This is a genomic window from Butyrivibrio sp. MB2005 (genome assembly GCF_000424285.1).
Lineage (GTDB): Bacteria > Bacillota > Clostridia > Lachnospirales > Lachnospiraceae > Butyrivibrio.
This window is the reverse complement of the sequence record NZ_KE384157.1, coordinates 157,167-176,795: the sequence shown is the minus strand read 5'-3', so window position 1 is coordinate 176,795 and position 19,629 is coordinate 157,167. Positions and strand designations below refer to the sequence as shown.

Sequence of the window (19,629 nt, the reverse complement as noted above, 5' to 3'; positions counted from 1 at the left end):
CTATATGAGGAAGAAATTGGTTTCCATTCTTATGGCATCCATGATGACTGTTTCCTTAATGGCCTGCGGCGGTGGCAGTAGCGCACCCGCTACAACAGGATCAGATGGAACAGCCGACACAGCACAGACAACACAGGAAACGGGAGATGCTACTTCATCAGACGCAGCTGAAACTACTGAAGCTACAGAGAGTTCAGCTCCTACAGGTGAGATGACTGAGGTTGGTACACCCAGAAACGAGACACTTATCGTTGAGACTCAGTCACCTACCGACGTTCCCGGACAGTTCAATACTTACATGCAGGGTACTCAGGCAGGATTTGGTATCCATCAGCTTATGTCAGCAATGATGTGGGAAATGGATACATCCAAGGGTGAACAGTTTGGTGAGGTTGCCGATGGCATGCCTGAATCCAATGCTGATTTCACAGAGCACACAGTTAAGATCCGTCAGGGTATCAAATGGTCAGACGGCGAAGACCTTACAGCTAAGGACGTTGCCTTCACATTTAACATGATCATGAACACACCCGGTATCTCATCAAGTGATTACTACAATTCAATCTTTGAATCTGTAGAAGCAACTGATGATTACACAGTAGTTATCAAGACAAAGGAATCCTTCCCTCGTCTTGCACTGAAGATGGGTGTTACTATCTGGGGTAATGATCTTAGAATCGTTCCTGAGCACATTTATTCTCAGGTTGATGATCCTTCAACATTCAAGGATGAGAATCCTGTAGTTGCTGGACCTTACACAGTTAAGAGTTACGATCCTCTTGGGAAATGGGTTCTTTATGAGCGCCGTGAGGATTGGGAAAACACTACAGTTGGTGTTGTAACAGGCAAGCAGTGTGCAGCTAAATACGTTTGGGTTCGCTACGTTGGTGATGACACCACAAGACAGATGGCTATGATCCAGAACGAAGTTGATATCCTCTGCGAAGTTACTCCCGAAATTCTTACATCCATGATGAGTTCTAACGATAAGATCTCCGCATGGTATAACGAATTCCCTTATGCTACATCAGACGATCCCTGCTCAAAGGGTATCGCTTTCTCACAGGGACAGGGTGCTCCTTATGACAGCGCTGACTTCAGATGGGGCGTTGCTCTTGCAATGAACTTTGATGAGATTTCAATGAATATCTTCGATGGTGCCGGAAGGTCATCACCGTTTGGTATCCTTTGTAACACATCAGCTTTCCAGGAACTCTATGCTAAGCCCATGCTCGACTGGTTTGAGAACTTCGAACTTGATCTTGGCGATGGCACAACATGCAAGCCTTGGGATTCTGAGTATAAGAACCGTATGGCAGAGAAGCTTGGTATCACAGGCGACGATGCTTATCTTGAAGACATGTTTGGTGTAGGATGCATCAAGTATGATCCTGAAGCAGCTGAGAAGCTCTTCATCAAGGCCGGTCTTGAGAAGAAGGATGACGGCTGGTACTTTAATGGTGAACCTTTCACAATTAACCTTACATACCTTGCAGACACAGAAGCACAGGCAGGACGTGGCGTTCAGGCTGCATACGACCAGCTCACAAAGTTTGGTTTCAACTGCAACATTTCTTCTGAGTCTTCTGCAACATGGGATGCTAACGGTGGTACAGGTAACTTCTATATTGCAGGTTACTGGCCGACAGGTTTCATAACCAAGGATATCTATTCACAGATCAATGGTTGGGATGCTGACCTCATCGTTCCTTTAGGAGAGATTGGTTCAGGCCAGGGCTCAAGATGGAACAACAAGGAAGCAACAGAGATTATCCACAAGCTTGCAAAGGTATCTCCTGATTCTGATGAAGCTTATGAGCTCGCTCAGGAATTCATCAAGGTTCAGTTCACAGATATGCCTTTCATCTCATTCCATTCAGGCGTTAAGTTCGTTCCTACGAACAGCACATATTGGGGCAATTATCCCAATGCTGAAAACGCATACAATGGTCCTTGGTGGTGGTGGAGCTGCTTCAAGTACATCGTAGCTGAGCTTCAGCCCCAGTAATATTTAATAATGGTGGAGGGAGGCGTGCAGGTGCGCCTCCTTCTTTATCTAAAAGAACGAGCAGGTGCGTTCTTAACAGGCTTTACGTAGCTTGTAAACAAGGGAGGTTGTATCCCTGATTCTAGAAAAAAGGTTGGTGGTTTCGTGAAATTCAGAACTTATTTTTTAAAGCGTCTGGCGACGTGGGCGCTGACCATTTGGATCGGCGTTACATTTATATTCTTTATACCGAGAATGTTTCCGTCAGATCCTGTTGAATCCATGATCGGACAGATTTCCGCCCGTTCTGGTTCTATGGATCCACAGCAGATGGAATCCTTAAGAAGATCCCTTAGACTGCAGTTTGGTCTTGAAGGATCCTTGACTGAACAGTATACATCTTTTTTATGGAAGGGACTTTTACATTTTGACTTTGGTCCCTCACTTATGAGTTACCCTGAACCGGCAGGCAAGATTATTGCTACATATCTTCCCTATACCGTAGGACTGTCAATGATAGCGACAATCCTGGCATGGATAATAGGTAATATGATAGGACTTCTTGCAGGCTTCAGGAAAAACAAACGATCATCGAAAATTCTGGAAGGAATCGCAATCTGTATCTACCCGATTCCTTACTTTCTCGTAGCACTGGTACTGCAGATCTTCTTTGCATACATATTAGGATGGTTTCCCCTGACTACAACTATCAATAGTTTCCAGGGCTTTGGTGTTTTCATGGCATCCCTTATAAAATCATCCATATTACCGGCACTTTCACTTCTTCTTGTTGGTACAGGCTGGTGGATCATCTCCATGAAATCTCTTGCCGCAACCACATCAGAAGAGGACTACGTTTTGTATGCTCGTTATCGTGGACTTTCCGAAGGTGTAATCGGAACAAAATACGTTCTTAAGAACTCCATTCTTACTCAGGTTACAGCTCTTGCAATGAGCCTTGGCGGAGTGTTTGGCGGTTCCATCATGACAGAGATCATCTTTGGATATCCCGGAGTTGGTACTCTTATTCAGAAGGCTATTTTGCAGTCTGACTACAATATGATACTTGGTTGTATAACTATTTCAATCGTAGCTATTTCAACCGCAACCCTGATTGTCGATCTGGTTTATCCCTTCATCGACCCTCGTATCAGATATTCATAAGGAGGTGTCGCATGAAAAGATTATGGAAAAATGCAAACTTTGCTCTCAAGGCAGGAATGATAATTACAGCAATTTTCTTAGTGATCGGCTTCGTGGTTTATTTCATTCCCCATGCGGATCCTTTTACCTTTAATACCTATGATCCAAAGCTTGGTTCCTGTAAAGGACATATCCTTGGAACCACTTCCATGGGACAGGATGTTTTGTGGCTCCTTGTTGAATCTATCCACAACTCTCTGGTAATCGGACTTATAGTTGCAACCATAGGAACAGTGGTTGGTGTATTCGTTGGACTTCTTTCCGGATTTTCCGGCGGAATCCTGGACAGAATACTAATGGTTATAACAGATACTTTCGTTGTTATACCTTCACTTCCTATTCTGATCCTGATGACATCCCTTATGAAGGGTTCATCCACGGTTTTTCTGATTGCGCTTGTCCTTGCTATGTTCGCATGGGCATGGCCCAGCAGACAGATCAGGTCCATGGCCCTTACCTTAAAAGAGCGTGATTTCATTCAGACAGCCAAGTTTTCAGGTGAGAGCACGGTTCAGATCGTTGTAACTGAGATTCTTCCTTTTGCATTCACATGGTCACTTTCAAACTTTATGAATGCAACCCTGGCTGCTATTGCATCAGAGTCTTCACTGGCAGTTCTTGGCCTTTCTCCTGCTAACCTTGTTTCTCTTGGAAATATGATTCAGTGGGCAAGAGAGAGAAATGCCATATTCAACAAGCAGTGGCTTTGGATCGGATCACCTATCGTGGCAACTATCGTGATGTTCATAGGTCTTTTCCTTCTTATCACGGGCTATAACGATTATCTTGCTATGAAGAGAGGTAGGTGAAAATATGATTAAAGTTGAAAATCTGTCTACCACGTACAAGACAATCGATGGAGACGTACACGTATTAAATGATCTCAATTTCACGATCAATGATAATGAGATATTCGGAATTGCCGGTGAGTCCGGCTGCGGAAAAACTACACTTCTTAAGACGCTCTACGACATCATTGAGTGGCCCCTTGAGATAGATAAGGGACAGATAGTTCTTTCCGGAACAAAGGATGGTAAAGAGTTCTCCTTTAAATCCGGCGAAATAAGAAAAACCTGGTGGAACAACATCGCTTATGTTCCTCAGGCTGCTCAGTCGGTTCTGGATCCCATAACAAGACTTAAAAAGCAGTTTTTGGATTCCATTCCCAAGGAGGACAGGAAGAAGGAAACCAAGGAGGAGACTCTTAAGAGAGTAGCCAATTATCTGGAGGAGCTTAGTCTTTCTCCCGATATTTTAGAGGCATTCCCCTTCCAGCTTTCAGGTGGTATGAGACAGCGTGTTATCATCGCGCTTGCAACCTTCATGTCACCTAATGTTGTTCTTGCAGATGAGCCTACCACAGCTCTTGACGTTGTGGTACAGAGGGGTATCCTCATGATGCTCACCAAGCTGCAGAAACAGCTTAAGAACACCATGGTAATAGTAAGCCATGATATGGGTGTTCATTATCAGATAACCGACCGCATGGGTATCATGTACTCAGGCAGTATGATAGAGCTGGGCCCCACAGAAGGAATCTTCGAGGATCCGCTTCATCCATACACAACAATGCTTGTAAATGCTCTTCCCAAGGTTGGTGATAAGAGCGCCAAGGTAGGAATACCGGGACGTCCGCCGGAACTCAAAAATCCACCGCCGGGATGCAGATTTGCTCCCCGTTGCCCTCACGCAACTGACAAGTGCAGAAGCGAAGTCCCCCAGTTCAGGGAGATCAAGCCGGGCAGATTTGCGGCATGTCATTTACTGAAAGAGGGAGGTGGAATGATCGATGGCTAATGATTATTTATTAGAGGTTAAGGGAGTCTCCAAAGTCTTCCGAATCGGAGGTATGCTCCGAGGTAAAAAGATGACTGCTGTCGATAACGTATCCCTCAAGATAGGCACAGATAAACCCGTTATTCTGTCTATAGTAGGTGAGTCAGGCTGCGGAAAATCTACATTATGTAAAATGATCCTAAAACTCCACACCCCTGACGGTGGAGATATCGTCCTTAACGGACGAAGCTACAGCGATAAAAACGGCTATGATCCCAAGCAGTTTAAGCTTGATGTTCAGCCTATTTTCCAGAATCCATACGAATCCTTTTCGCCAAGAAAAGCTGTTGATACATATCTGTACAACACCGCTTTGAAGCTTGGAATAGCGAAGAATATGGAGGAGGCAAAACAGAAGGCTGACGAAGCGCTTAAGAGCGTAGGAATGTCTCTTGCTGTAGTTCAGGGAAAGTACTCGGCACAGTTCTCAGGAGGTGAGCTTCAGAGAGTATCAATCGCTAGAGCTCTTATTACAAGACCCAAGCTTATCATCGCTGATGAGCCTGTAGCGGCTATTGATGCTTCCATGAAGATGAACATAGTAAACCTCTTCAAGGAACTAAAAGAGAAATACAATATTTCATTTATTTACATTACACATGATCTGTCCACTGCTTATTACGTATCAGACTATATCGCAACTCTTTACAGAGGCGGCCTTATAGAGTATGGTCCTGCAAAAGAGCTGATGGATTATCCTGCTCATCCTTACACAGAGCTTCTTATGGAAGCTGTTCCCCGTGTAGGAGATAAGTGGAATCAGGAATTTGTAATGCCTGATATGGAGTCAAAAGAATATGCACTTACCTGCTGCAAATTTGCACCCAGGTGTCCCTATGCAACCGATGAATGCAGACAGAATAAACCTGATGAGGTTGCTATCGAGGGCGGAAGAAGTGTTTACTGCTTCCATCCTTTAAAGGCAGCAATGGACAGACAGCAGGAACTCTTAAATGAGAAAAAGTGAGGATTAAAAAATGGCAGCAACATGGTTAAAAGATGCAGTATTTTATGAGATTTATCCTCAATCCTTCTATGATACCAATGGGGATGGAATCGGAGATTTTAACGGAATCATAGATAAACTTGATTACATAAAAGATCTTGGATGCAACGCACTTTGGATTAATCCCTGCTTCGACTCTCCTTTTAAGGATGCAGGCTATGATGTTAGGGATTACAAGAAGGTAGCTCCAAGATACGGCTGCAATAACGATCTCTACAGACTTTTCGGAGAGGCTCACAAGAAAGGAATCAAGGTTCTTTTAGATCTTGTTCCCGGTCATACCTCCGAGGAGCACGAGTGGTTTAAGATGAGTCAGAAGGCAGAGAAAAACGAATACACCAATCGTTTTATCTGGACTGACTTCTGCTTCCAGAAAGCAGCTGATCTTAATTATGTTGGCGGTGAGAGTGAGAGAAGTGCTACATATGCTCTTAACTTCTTTAAGTGTCAGCCGGCACTTAACTATGGCTTCCTTAAGCCTGAAGAGCCCTGGCAGCTTCCTATGGATCACCCGGATGTAATTGCTACTAGAGAAGCTCTTAAGGATGTTATGAGATTCTGGCTTTCTCATGGATGCGACGGCTTCAGAGTTGATATGGCATCATCACTTGTTAAGCATGATGATGAGAAAAAGTCCGGAACCAGTGCAATATGGCTTGATGTTCGTAAGATGCTGGATGCGGAATTCCCGGAAGCAGCCATGGTTTCAGAGTGGAGCAATCCACCTTTGGCTCTCAGAGCAGGCTACGACATGGATTTCTATCTGAATATTCCCGGTGGAGGTTATTCCACACTTATGCGTGACTACGCTATATTCGGAATGGAAGAACATGAGGATAATTCCTACTTTAAAAAAGATGGTGACGGGGACATCAATCGATTCCTCGATGAATATCTAAAATGGTATGAGGACACGAAAGGGGTAGGCTACATCTCTATGCTCACCTGCAATCACGACACCAACCGTCCAAGGTATACGCTGGAACCTGATGAACTTAAGCTTGCCTATGCGTTCCTGTTCACCATGCCCGGAGTTCCTTACCTGTATTACGGCGACGAGATCGGAATGAGATATCTTGAGCTTCCTACCAAGGAAGGCGGATATTTCCGTACCGGTTCAAGAACCCCTATGCAGTGGACAAAGGGCAAGAATCTGGGATTCTCCGAGGGCTGCGAAGACAGTTTGTATCTGCCTGTAGATAGCGCAGCAGATGCTCCGACTGTTGAAGCCCAGGAGAATGATCCCGATTCACTCCTTAATATGGTAAGAGGAATTCTTGCTCTCAGACATAAGGAAGAGGACCTCCAGGCAGATGCCGAGTTCAAGGTTCTCTGCTCTGAAAAAGGTAAGGCCTTTGTATATAAAAGAGGAAGCCTTACAATAGCAGTCAATCCTTCAAATAAGGAACAGACAGCTCCTGTAGCGGTAGAGGGTGAAGTAATCTACTCCATCGGAAAAGCTACTCTTGGAAGTCAGATAACACTGGCACCTCAAACGTTCGTTGTGGTTCGCTGATAATATGAGATTTTGAAAACTCCGCGCAATTTTTTCTGCGCGGAGTTTATTTTTGCCTAATTCCTCCAAAACAGTGTAAAATACGCCATTATCTGTGCGCTTTTAACGTGTTTAAGGCAGAAATGATAGTTTATACTTTGGAAAGAAGTTATGAAGACATCTTGTATTCTAAATCGTTATAGTATAAGGTTCTTATTGTATTAGCTTTAATTTCAAAAACAAATGTAGTGCCGATATTTTCTATATTTATTCGGTATTGCATGGATTATAGGAGGAGTCATGCCTGCACTGGTAGAAGTAAAGGATATTTGCAAGATTTATAATCCGGGGGAAAATGAAGTCAGGGCTCTTGATCATGTGAGCCTTACAATAGATGAAGGAGAATTCGTAGCAATTATCGGTCAGTCCGGTTCCGGAAAATCCACGCTTATGAACATGCTTGGATGCCTTGATACACCCACCAGCGGAAAATATCTGTTGCATGGATTGGATGTATCACATATGACGGATGACGAGCAGTCAGATGTCAGAAACCGTGAGATAGGCTTTATATTTCAGGGCTTTAATCTTATACCGTCACTGACAGCTTTGGAAAATGTTGAGTTGCCTCTTATATATAGAGGAGTTTCCAAGAAAAAGCGAAGGGAATTGTCCATAAAAGCCTTAGAGCACGTGGGTCTTGGGAAAAGAATGACCCATAAGCCATCAGAGCTTTCAGGTGGTCAGCAGCAGAGAGTTGCCATAGCAAGGGCCATAGCCCAGGCACCGCCCATACTTCTTGCGGATGAGCCCACGGGTAACCTTGACAGCGGATCCAGCAGAGAGATAATACAGACCATTAAAAATCTTTATGCCGAGGGCAGAACGGTAATACTTATCACCCATGACCCGGGCATAGCAAGACAGGCCAAAAGAATAATAACAATCAGCGATGGAAAAATTGCCAGCGATGAAATCAATACAGATTTCAAAGAGGAGGAAAAATGAGTCTATTTAAGAAAAAACAAAAGGCAGTAATAGAGGGGGAAAACACAACAGAGATTACGGAGAGCTATACTCCCGGCAAAAAGAAGAAGGGCTTTGTTAAGTGGATAGTCCTTGGAGTCATAGTGCTTGGAATAGGATGGGTTGTTTATTCCAATATAAAGGCAAAGAATGCACCCACTCCCGTTACAACAGATATAGTAGCAAAGGGTGATATTGAAGTTATTGTTTCCGTAAGCGGAAACGTAGCATCTGATGAGACCAAGTCTTATTTTGCAAAGCTTACAGGTCCGATTGAGATGGCTGATTTTGAGACAGGTGACAGAGTTAACAAGGGCGATATTCTGTACAGCTATGATACAGAGACTTTAGAGAGCAGCAAGAAGACTGCTGAGCTTAATCTTCAGCAGGCTAATGGAAGCTACAGCGGAAGTATTGAGAAAAATAACAAGACAATCGATGTGCTTGAGGGTAGAAGTATCCATGACATCAACACAAGACTTGATGAGATAACAGCTCAGATTGATGCTCTCAACGATAAGATTGCAGAGAAGACTTCCAGAATGAACAGAACTCTTACAGATCTTCAGAAGGTTTCTCAGGACGTAGACGAGAACGGTATATCCGATTCCTATGATCTGACTCAGAATAACAATGCTCCCAATGAGAGGAATTCTGAAGAAGGTAACCAGATGTCTCTTGAGATTTCAAATGCAATATCTGAGGTTCAGTATGCACTTCAGAACGACCCAGAGATCAAGGACTGGAACGATCAGATAACAGCACTTAATGAAGAGAAGGCTGACCTTAGCGAGCAGGCATCTGCAGAGATGAGTAAGCTTACAGCTGGTGAAAAGAGTGCGCTTGATGCACAGAGAGAGCTTACAGAGCTTCAGACCACTGATACTATCGAAGATATCGAAGAAGTTGAAAGCGGAGTAACCGCTGAGTTTTCAGGTGTTATCACAGAGCTTGCAGCAGAGGATGGCGCAACTGTATCACAGGGAGCAAAGCTCTTTACTATAGAAAGTACAGACAACGTTAGAGTAGATATTCAGATTTCCAAGTCTGACCTTGGTAAGATCAAGGTTGGACAGAAGGTTGATATTACAATCGGCGCTAATCAGTATGAAGGTGAAGTTGTTCATATCGCAGGAAAGGCTGTAAATAATTCCAGCGGAGTTCCTGTAGTTGATGCCAAGATCAAGATCACCAATCCCGATGATTCGATTATCCTTGGGGTAGAAGCAGGCAATAAGATTCACACTGAGAAGGCAGAAGGCGTTCTTGTTGTTCCTTATGAATATATCGGAACAGACGGCGAGGGCGATTTTGTATTCGTGATTGAAAACGGCGTTCTTGTAAGAAAGCCTGTAACTCTTGGACTTACAACAAGTACTGATGCAGAGATTAAGGAAGGTGTCAGCGAAGGCGACAGAATTGTTACAACAGATCCCGCTTCACTTGTAGAAGGTACTGCTGTAGTAGAAACAAATGCAAATTGACGGAATAGATAATGGATACGATTTTAGAATATTTAGAAAGTGCCATGAAAAATATTCGCAGCAATAAGATGCGTACAGGTCTTACCATGCTGGGAATCATAATCGGTATTGCATCCGTCATTGCCGTTCTTACTATAGGTAACGGAATGGAGAGATATGTATCGGATGAGGTGGATGCCATAGGTGGAAATGTGGCTGAGATATATCTTGACTCATCAGTTGCTGAAAGAGGCTTCACAAATGAAGATATCCAGGAAATAGAAGAAGAGTTTTCACTCAAAGGTACCACCTTCTATGAAGCTGCTTATGGTATTGCTTCGGGAAACAAAGGTGCATTTGATGCCTTTGTATATGGTGCGGGAGCTGATTATCAGTATTCTACCGGAACAAAGTTGAAAGAGGGTACATATTTTAATGATAATCAGGTAGAGCAGGCCGCAAGGGTTTGTGTCCTGATGGAAGATGATGCCGTGCATCTGTTTGGAACATCTAATGCCATTGGTAAAACAGTAGAGATTTCTGTTGGAGGATCTTCTGTGGAACTTGAGGTAATCGGTATCAAGGAAAACTGGAGCGAAATGATTGCGCAGATGATGGCTATGGAGATGGAAGACTACACCTGCATGATAGAGATGCCCCTTACTACATATGGCAAAGCATATAAACTGGATGTTTCCGAATTTGGAAGCTTCGAGCTGTTTTGGACATCAGATCAGCCGGGAACCATTGTAAAGGACGTAGTCAGATATGTTGAAAATATGATGGGACTCAGAGGCCAGGATGCGGTCTACTACATGAGTATGTCTGACATCAGTGAAGAGGTTGATTCCATTATGGGAGCCATAACAGCTTTCATGTCTCTTGTAGCCGGTATATCTCTGGTGGTAGGTGGTATAGGTGTCATGAATATCATGCTGGTATCTGTTACAGAGAGAACCAGGGAGATTGGTATCAGAAAATCAATCGGCGCCCGTACAAAAGCAATTATGATACAGTTTTTGGCTGAGTCAGCCATTATTTCACTAATGGGTGGAGTCGTTGGAATAGTGCTGGGGATAAGTGTTGCTTATGTAGGATGCATACTGCTTGATCTGAAAGCGGTTATTGATCCTGTAATTGTTATCGGTGCTGCGCTCTTTTCAATGATGATAGGTGTTTTCTTTGGAATCTACCCTGCCAGAAAAGCAGCAAAGTTAAAACCCATAGATGCCCTGGCAAGAAACTGATACAACAGGAAAAAGGGTCACTTGGAATTTTTATGATTTACTGAAATATCATGTCAAGAGGATAATTAGTTGGAATACATTATCAGTGCTTTTTCTAGTATAAAACAGAATAAAGGACGAACACTCCTTACCATGTTGGGAATAATCATAGGTATTGCGTCAGTTATTACCATTCTTTCAATTGGAAACGGAATGAAAGCGTTTGTAAATACCAGCCTGGACGACATGTCATCAGGAGGCGTTACAATAAATATTGATCAGAAAAAAATTGACAGATATCTTACTATTGAGGATCTTAATACCATTAAGGAGGCTGTTCCTGAAATACTTGGTGTAACGATGAATCTTAGTTCCGGTGCAACCATAAATGTTAAGGGAAATGATTGTTATGTGGGACTTAACGGCGGAACTGCCGACATCTACAATGAGGTCACATCAGGCTTTTATGCGGGCAGGTTCTTTAGAGAGGACGATGTTGAGATGGGGTCTGCGGTGTGCGTTATCGCTCAGCGGGATGCCCTGTTGATTTTTGGAACCTACGACGTTCTTGATAAAGAATTTACTGTTGAAGCCGGGGCAAAGAGTATTGATTTAAAAATAATCGGCATTACTTCAAGTACTGATGATGAGCTGCAGTCTGCCTATGAGGCAATCAAAAGAGGTGAGCAGAGTTATTATTATTACAGCCTTTATGTTCCCTACACAGTCCTCAGCAATAGTTTGGGGCTTAATAGTGATAAGCTTGATGGTTTCAAATTCTATACCACACCGGGAATGGCAGATGAGACAGCCCTGAAGGCTAAAAGTGTCACCGAGAATATTCTTGACCTCAGAGGTGAAAATGCTGTAAAGATTCAGTCCTTTGCTTCAATGGCAAGTACCTACAACAGAATATTGAACGTTGTTACCATGGTAGTTGCACTTATAGCAGCAATATCACTTATTGTAGGTGGTATCGGCGTTATGAATATAATGACGGTTACCGTAACTGAGAGAACAAGGGAAATCGGAATAAGAAAATCTCTTGGAGCAAGAACCCAGTACATACTTCTTCAGTTTCTTACAGAATCTGCAGTTATAACGTTGATTGGCGGATTTATCGGATTTGTAGGTGGAGTTGCGTTTACTGCCATAGTAAGGAATTTCATGTCTTTCCCGCCTGTGATCAATGCATCGGATGTTATTCTTGTTGTACTGATATCTATAGGAGACGGCCTTTTCTTTGGAATTTATCCCGCAAGAAGAGCTGCAGCCCTTAATCCTATAGATGCACTTCGCCAGGAATAAAATGTATTAATAAAAAGTACAAAAAATACGTGTAAATGGTTTAAAAATCACTGTTTTTAAGAAGTAAATAATGCCATAATATCAGTATGTGATTTTATATGATAATACCGATGTGGAGGTTAAAAAATGATTTTTTCTAATGAGAATGGGGCTCTTGTTGCAAAGAGACAGGGTGAGACTCTCCGTATAGAAGGATGGGGAGATGATTCATTTCGAGTAAGAAGTACCATGTATCCTGAATTTACAGGTAATGACTGGGCTCTTACAGAGAAAATTGACGCAGCCAAGACCATAGTTATAATAACAGAAAGAGAAGACGGACCCTTTGCAGAGATTACTAATGGCAGGATTAAAGCTACAGTGAACTTTGCAGGAGTTATTACTTTTTATAAGGATGACGTTCTTTTCCTTAGAGAGTATTTCCGCAATTATGGCGGTACAGAGTCTAAGGAGAGCAGATGCCTTAAATATGTAAACAGAGATTACAGACCCTATGTGGGCGGAGATTATCATCTCACTGTTAAGTTTGAAAGTAACGACGGTGAGAAGATTTTTGGTATGGGACAGTACCAGCAGCCTTACACAGATCTTAAGGGCTGTGTTTTGAATATGGAGCAGAGAAATTCACAGATTACTGTTCCTTTTGCAGTATCAAGCTTTGGTTATGGATTCCTTTGGAATAACCCGGCAGTTGGACGCGTAAGCTTTGGTATGAACTTTACAGAGTGGGTTGCAGAATCCACAAAGGAAATGGATTACTGGCTCACAGTTGCAGATACACCCAAGGAGCTTCTTAAGAGTTACACAGAAGTAACAGGAAGAGCACCTGAGTTCCCTGAGGATCTTATGGGACTTTGGCAGTGCAAGCTTCGCTACAGAACTCAGGAGGAAGTACTTAAGGTTGCACATGCCTGCAAGGATAATGATGTGCCTATCGATTGCATAGTTATCGATTTCTTCCACTGGACAGTTCAGGGTGACTGGGTATTTGATGAGACCTATTGGCCCGATCCCAAAGCAATGGTGGATGAACTCCACAGCATGGGTATCAAGGTAGTTGTTTCAGTATGGCCTTCAGTTGATAAGAGAAGCGTGCATTTCTACGACATGTTAGAGAGAGGACTTCTTTTGAAAAATGAGAGAGGCAGTCTTCAGAACTACGACTATCAGGGCGACTGCACGATCTTTGATGCCACCAATCCCGAAGCAAGACAGTACGTATGGGATGTCTGCAAAAAGAATTACTACGATCTTGGAATAGATATGTTCTGGCTTGATAACTCAGAGCCTGATCTTGTTAAATATGATTTCGATTCTCTCAGATATTATCTTGGCCCCGCACTTGAAGTGAGCAATATCTATCCTCAGTGTTACAGCAGATTGTTCTTTGAGAATATGCAAAAAGAATCCGATAAGCCTGTGGTTAATCTTCTTCGTTCAGCCTGGGCAGGAAGTCAGAAGTATGCAAATGTTGTTTGGTCCGGAGATGTTCCAAGCACCTTCGAAGCATTCAGAGATCAGCTGGCAGCAGGCCTTAACATGGGTCTTGCAGGTATTCCCTGGTGGACAACAGATATCGGCGGCTTCATGACAGATGATGTAAACGATCCTGATTTCAGACAGCTTCTTATCAGATGGTATGAATTTGCAGTGTTCTCACCGGTTCTTCGTATGCACGGAGACAGAGGACCCTATGATATTCCACCGCTTGATAACAGAGATTTTGGCGGCGGTTATCTCCACACAGGTCAGGACAATGAGCTTTGGAGTTATGGTGAGGAGAACTTTAAGATCATGAAGGATCAGCTGGCTCTCCGCCATGAACTTAAACCCTACATCAAGTCACTTTATGAAGAAGTAAGCAAAAACGGATCACCTCTTCTCCGTACTCTTTTCTATGAGTTCCCTGAGGATAAGAAGAGCTGGGAAGTTTATGATGAGTACATGTTTGGTGATAAGTACCTTGTTGCACCTATCATGGAGCTCAATAAGTTTGAGAGAGAAGTATATCTTCCCGAAGGAAAATGGGAAGACATTCGTGACGGAAAGACCTACGACGGTGGCTGCGTGATTACAGCGGCAGCACCTATAGAGTCAATTCCCGTATTTAAGAGAGTATGAGAAAAAAGTTTCTACAACTGGTCTCAGTAATTATGGCAGTCTGCATCCTTACAGGATGTGGGCTGCCTTTTGGTGACCGGGGCAAAACCGAAGGGGAAAACAAATATCCTGAGTTTCTGACCATAGATGTTTTTGATACCCAGGCCAATACCCAGGGACTTCAGAGGGGATGGTTTGCCCATATTGTCAGGGAAAAATTCAATATGCAGCTAAACATCATATCCCAGAATCAGGATCATAACGGTGAAGCCACCTACGAGACCATGAGAGCTTCAGGAAAGCTGGGCGATCTCATTATGACAAACGTAGATGACGGCAGGCTTTCCGAGATGGTAAGAGAGGGGCTTGTACTGGATATGACTTCATATCTGGAGGACTGCGAGAATCTGAAAAAATACCGAAAGCAGATGGAAGCGTCTTCTGCCTATGCAGGAGTTGACGGCTTGTGGGCTATTTCCAGTGAAATCTCGGAAAATGCTGCCACTGAGCCATCTGACTATGACGAGACTACAAATGCTCCTTTTATCAGATTTGATCTGTACAAGCAGCTGGGGTATCCACGAATTTCCACATTGGAGAATATCCTTCCTGTTCTTAGGGAAATGCAGAATCTGGCAGGAAAAAGTGACTCCGGAAAAGATGTATATGCCTTTAGTCTTTTCAGGGACTGGGACGGCGGAGCGATGCAAAATGCAGGTGCGCTTACAGCTCTCTATGGATATGATGTACAGGATTTTGTCCTTTTGAATCCTGAAACAGGAGAAATTCAGTCTATAGCGGATAAGGACTCCATATATTTCAGAATGGTGAAGCTTTTGTTTGATGCCAATCAGATGGGGCTGGTGGATCCGGACTCACCTTATCAGAACTACGAAACCGTCGCATCAAAGGTAAAAGACGGGGCAGTTTTGTATACATTCTGGCCATGGATGGGAACCTCTTTATATAATTCAGACGACCATCTTGCTCAGGGAAAGGGCTTTGAATCTATAGTTGTTGAAGATGCCAGCTATCTTACCTGGGGAAATGATCCGGATGGAAGACAGAGCTTTTCTCTGATGATAGGTGCGAACACCAAGGATCCTCAGAGGCTGGTTGATTTCGTAGACTGGCTCTATTCTCCTGAGGGAATAGAGTGCTGCGGATCACCCACAGGGAATTTCAGAGGTCCTGAGAATCTCACCTGGGAGATGACGGAGGATGGACCAAAGCTTACTGATTTTGGCGTTGATGCTTTTATCAATATGAAGCCTGATCTTCAGGTGCCTGAAGAGTTTGGCGGAGGGACCTGGACTGAGGGCGTATCATGGCTGAATTTTAAGCCCCTGGATAAGCAAGAAGTCGATGAGAGAGGTAATCCTTACTACTACGGAATATGGCAAGATTACAGAGACAGAACTGCAACTATTATTTCCGATGACTGGAAGGAACATTACAGAACGCAGCTCACTCCCATAGGCTATTACGAGGAAAAGGACATGATAACTGTTGTCCCCGGAACAGAGTGGGCGCAGGAGGAATATCTTGATTACTTAAAGACTGTGCAGGAACAGTGCAGACAGACCATAATAGATTACTCCTGGAGGATGGTTTTTGCTGAGAGCGAGGATGAGTTCTACAGGTTAAAGGATGAGCTTTTGGGAACTATCAAAAGACTTGATTATGACAGTTTTCTTGAAGTTAATATTGAGAATGCCAAAAAGAGATATGAAGTCTTAAAGCAGGCAGCAAAGGAGTCACCATGAGGCGCCGGGGTAGTGTCGGCAGGCAGATGTACAATGTGCTTTTCTTTGCCATTGTAATTCCGATTGCAATCATTGGCATAATTGCAGCGGTCCTGCTTGTCAGGCAGATGAATCAAAGATATGAGGAACAGATAAAGGCTGAAAATACCAGAGTTAAATCTATTCTCTTTGATGTGACTTCAAGTCTTTATACCAATCTTGAACCTATTGTTTCTTTGCAGAGTTACAGAGATTTATTGTCAGGAAGTTCCTTTGAGGGTTTGCAGCAAAACGAGCTTGATTCTCTAAACAGGGATCTGACGTCTCTTAGAAGGACAACGGCAGCCATTTCATCCATAGCTGTTTATACCAATAACCCTGCAATTCCTTCGGGAGATATGGTGATAAATGTTGGGCCAAGCGGAAATGAAGCCGTGGGAGATGATGCCGATAAGGCAGCAGGCAGTGGCACTGCAGATGATCCCTTTAGCAGGTTTGAGTGGTATGGCGGAATAGACCCTTATGCCTGGGATACTTATACATGTATGCATGTTCCGCTAAATGAGTACGAGGATGCCTACGAGCTTACACTTGTAAGGAGATTTAATACAGGTAACAGTGGGAACAGAGCCTACGCAGTTGTTACTATAAGTAGCAACTATCTGCGAAACAGGCTTTTGACCACAGAGAATTATATGCTTGTTAATCTGGCAGGCTATCCCACATTTTTTGCATCGGAATATGATGAGCAGGGAATAGAGATGCCTGAAGCTGCAACAGCTGATCCTGATGATTACAATTATCTCGGGGATATGATGCTGGATGGAAAGGTTGCCCTTACCTATGTTTCAAGTTTTGTTCCCTATAAGGCAGATAACAGATTTTTTGTTCTTATCGGTGATTATGATGCTCACAACATCGTTAGATCGATTTTGAGGAATTACCTCATAGTTCTTTTTCTTGCGATAGCGGGCCCTGTTATAGCTATTTTCCTATATTCCAGGTTCTTTACAGCAAGGGTATCGGCACTAAGAGAAGCCATGCACAGAGCAAGCACCGGAGACTACGATATTATCGAGAGTCTTTCCGGAGATGATGAGCTGACAGATACCTTTAACGACCTAAAACTGACAACAGAGAAAATCCGCGAGAATGAGGGCAAATACTACGAAGCAAAAATTCGCGAGCAGCAGCTTATCAACATGCAGCAGAACATGGAATTTAAGATGCTCTCGGAGCAGATAAATCCGCACTTTTTGTATAATACCTTAGAGGCTATCAGAATGCAGGCAATTAGAGGCGGAGATAAGAATGTTGCCACCTCCGTTAAATTCCTTGCAAAGATAATGCATTATGTTCTTGAAAGCACAGGAAGAAGCGTATCTACTCTTGATGATGAGCTTAAGCATGTGGATAGCTACATGCAGATTCAACGGCTCCGCTTTGGAGAAAAGGTAAATTGGAATTTCTATATTGCTGAGGATTTTGATCCCAAGCAGTACCATATATTACCGCTTCTTTTGCAGCCGATTGTTGAAAATGCGGTTAGTCACGGCCTTAAGGATATGGACAGAAACGGTCATGTAAGTGTGATCGTTGAATATGAAAGAGGTGAAGAGCCTGACAGAAAGCTCCTTATTACCGTAAATGATGACGGCCTTGGAATGAGCCCCAAGGAGGTTGATGAACTGAATAAATCTCTTGAGATCAAGAAGTCTGAGACCGATGAAAAGGGTGCGGGAAGCATAGGGCTTTACAATATACATCAGAGGATTAAGCTCTATTATGGAGAGGAATATGGTCTTTTGATAAGATCCCAGGAAGGAAAGGGGACAAGTGTTGTACTTGCGCTTCCTTCTGACGGAAAAGGAATACAACAACGAGAGGAAGATTTGGGAACTGACGAATCCAGTAAGATTTAAGTTGGATTTTTAGAGGAGGATAAAAGGATGAGAGATAAAAAGAAGCTGATCATGGATTGCATGAACAGAGCAGTAGAGGAGAAAGAACTTGCAGGTCTTAACTACCTGGTACTTGAAAACGGTGAGGAAAAGTTCTATGCAGAGGCAGGTTATGCCAATATAGAAGAGAACAGGAAATTCCAGAGAGATACAATAGTCAGACTTTACTCACAGAGTAAACCCATAACCGCAGCTGCAGCAATGCTCCTTATTCAGGATGGAATCATTGAGCCCTATGAGCCTGTAGGAAACTACATCGACAGCTTCAAAAAGCAGGATATTGTTGAGGGCGGCGTGAGAAGACCTGTCAGAGAAGATCGTCCCATGTTTATTAAAGACCTTCTTGATATGACATCAGGCCTTGTTTATCCCTTCACGGATTCCCCTGCTGAAATCGGAACAGGGGATCTCTACAACGAGATGATAGACAGATTTTCAGGCGATAACATGATGAGTACTATGGAGTTTGCAGAGCGCCTTGGAACACTTCCTCTTAACTTCCAGCCGGGAGAACATTTCCGCTACGGAACAAGCGCAGATGTACTTGGCGCTGTAATCGAGAAGGCTTCCGGAATGAAGTTTGGCGATTTCCTTAAGGAGAGACTTTTTGATCCTCTTAATATGAAGGATACTGGTTTCTTCGTACCTGAGGAGAAGCTTTCAAGATATGCTACAGCTTATCACTGCGGCGAGGAGACTTTAAGACCCTACAGTGGAAATAACTTAGGCATCAGAGATGATGCTAAAAAGAATGCCTTTGAGTCAGGCGGAGCAGGACTTTTCTCAACTATCGATGACTATGCTAACTTTGCAAGAATGCTTATGAATGGCGGAACCTTCGAAGGTAAGGAGATCCTCACTGAGAGAACCGTTAAATTCATGACCAGTCCTCAGCTCACAGATGCACAGCAGCAGGATATGTTTTCATGGCATGCCCTTGGCGGATTCTCCTATGGTAACCTCATGAGAATCATGAAGAATCCAGCTAAGTCCGGAACCATGGTTGGTGAAGGCGAGTACGGCTGGGACGGCTGGCTTGGCCCTTACTTCTGCAACGATCCAGAGAGCGGACGCACAGTGCTGATGCTCACGCAGAGAGTTGACTACGGCACAGGCACTGTTACCAGGAAGCTTAGGAATATTGTATTTTCTTGATTGTTAAACGCTGATGAAAGGTTTGAGTCAGGTTTTGAGGGACCGCGAAGCCTTCCTCTGCTCAGAAAGGGACTTCAATCCTTGATAGGAGGTGCTCAAGCAGAGGAAATGGCCAAAA

Annotated in this window: 14 protein-coding genes; all 14 read left to right on the top strand. The window is 43.5% G+C overall.

Annotation, left to right across the window (positions count from 1 at the left end; translation table 11 throughout):
- The first annotated feature begins 4 nt into the window (after nucleotides 1-4).
- A complete protein-coding gene (locus G610_RS0115825; protein ID WP_026525543.1) occupies nucleotides 5-2,008 on the top strand; it encodes an ABC transporter substrate-binding protein in 2,004 nt (667 codons plus the stop codon).
- A 144-nt stretch (nucleotides 2,009-2,152) separates the two neighbouring features.
- On the top strand, nucleotides 2,153-3,151 hold the full coding sequence (locus tag G610_RS0115820; protein WP_026494993.1) for an ABC transporter permease: 999 nt from the start codon (nucleotides 2,153-2,155) through the stop codon (nucleotides 3,149-3,151).
- Between the two features lie 11 nt (nucleotides 3,152-3,162).
- Nucleotides 3,163-3,999, top strand: coding sequence for an ABC transporter permease (locus G610_RS0115815; protein WP_051198060.1), 837 nt, complete (start codon nucleotides 3,163-3,165; stop codon nucleotides 3,997-3,999).
- Between the two features lie 4 nt (nucleotides 4,000-4,003).
- A complete protein-coding gene (locus G610_RS0115810; protein ID WP_026525542.1) occupies nucleotides 4,004-4,987 on the top strand; it encodes an ABC transporter ATP-binding protein in 984 nt (327 codons plus the stop codon).
- Nucleotides 4,980-5,993 (top strand): ABC transporter ATP-binding protein, encoded by a 1,014-nt coding sequence (locus G610_RS21315; protein ID WP_051198059.1) that lies wholly within the window; start codon nucleotides 4,980-4,982, stop codon nucleotides 5,991-5,993. The genes G610_RS0115810 and G610_RS21315 overlap by 8 nt, the downstream gene beginning before the upstream one ends.
- A gap of 10 nt (nucleotides 5,994-6,003) precedes the next feature.
- On the top strand, nucleotides 6,004-7,548 hold the full coding sequence (locus G610_RS0115800) for an alpha-amylase family glycosyl hydrolase (protein WP_026525541.1): 1,545 nt from the start codon (nucleotides 6,004-6,006) through the stop codon (nucleotides 7,546-7,548).
- A gap of 279 nt (nucleotides 7,549-7,827) precedes the next feature.
- The gene (locus G610_RS0115795) at nucleotides 7,828-8,535 is read left to right on the top strand and encodes an ABC transporter ATP-binding protein (RefSeq protein WP_026525540.1); all 708 of its coding nucleotides are present in this window, start codon (nucleotides 7,828-7,830) and stop codon (nucleotides 8,533-8,535) included.
- Nucleotides 8,532-10,037 carry an efflux RND transporter periplasmic adaptor subunit gene (locus G610_RS0115790; protein ID WP_026525539.1) on the top strand — a complete coding sequence of 502 codons (1,506 nt, stop codon included), beginning with the start codon at nucleotides 8,532-8,534 and terminating at the stop codon, nucleotides 10,035-10,037. Before G610_RS0115795 ends, G610_RS0115790 begins: the two co-directional genes overlap by 4 nt.
- Before the next feature lie 11 nt (nucleotides 10,038-10,048).
- Nucleotides 10,049-11,263: an ABC transporter permease gene (locus tag G610_RS0115785; RefSeq protein ID WP_026525538.1), complete on the top strand. Its 1,215-nt coding sequence runs from the start codon at nucleotides 10,049-10,051 to the stop codon at nucleotides 11,261-11,263.
- A 69-nt stretch (nucleotides 11,264-11,332) separates the two neighbouring features.
- Entirely contained in the window at nucleotides 11,333-12,550 is a 1,218-nt protein-coding gene (locus G610_RS0115780) for an ABC transporter permease (protein WP_026525537.1), read from the top strand.
- 126 nt (nucleotides 12,551-12,676) lie between these two features.
- Nucleotides 12,677-14,671 (top strand): glycoside hydrolase family 31 protein, encoded by a 1,995-nt coding sequence (locus G610_RS0115775; RefSeq protein WP_026525536.1) that lies wholly within the window; start codon nucleotides 12,677-12,679, stop codon nucleotides 14,669-14,671.
- Nucleotides 14,668-16,416 (top strand): extracellular solute-binding protein, encoded by a 1,749-nt coding sequence (locus G610_RS0115770; RefSeq protein ID WP_026525535.1) that lies wholly within the window; start codon nucleotides 14,668-14,670, stop codon nucleotides 16,414-16,416. Before G610_RS0115775 ends, G610_RS0115770 begins: the two co-directional genes overlap by 4 nt.
- Nucleotides 16,413-18,317, top strand: coding sequence for a sensor histidine kinase (locus G610_RS21310; protein WP_026525534.1), 1,905 nt, complete (start codon nucleotides 16,413-16,415; stop codon nucleotides 18,315-18,317). Before G610_RS0115770 ends, G610_RS21310 begins: the two co-directional genes overlap by 4 nt.
- A 27-nt stretch (nucleotides 18,318-18,344) precedes the next feature.
- On the top strand, nucleotides 18,345-19,511 hold the full coding sequence (locus tag G610_RS0115760) for a serine hydrolase domain-containing protein (protein WP_026525533.1): 1,167 nt from the start codon (nucleotides 18,345-18,347) through the stop codon (nucleotides 19,509-19,511).
- The last annotated feature ends 118 nt before the right edge of the window (nucleotides 19,512-19,629 follow it).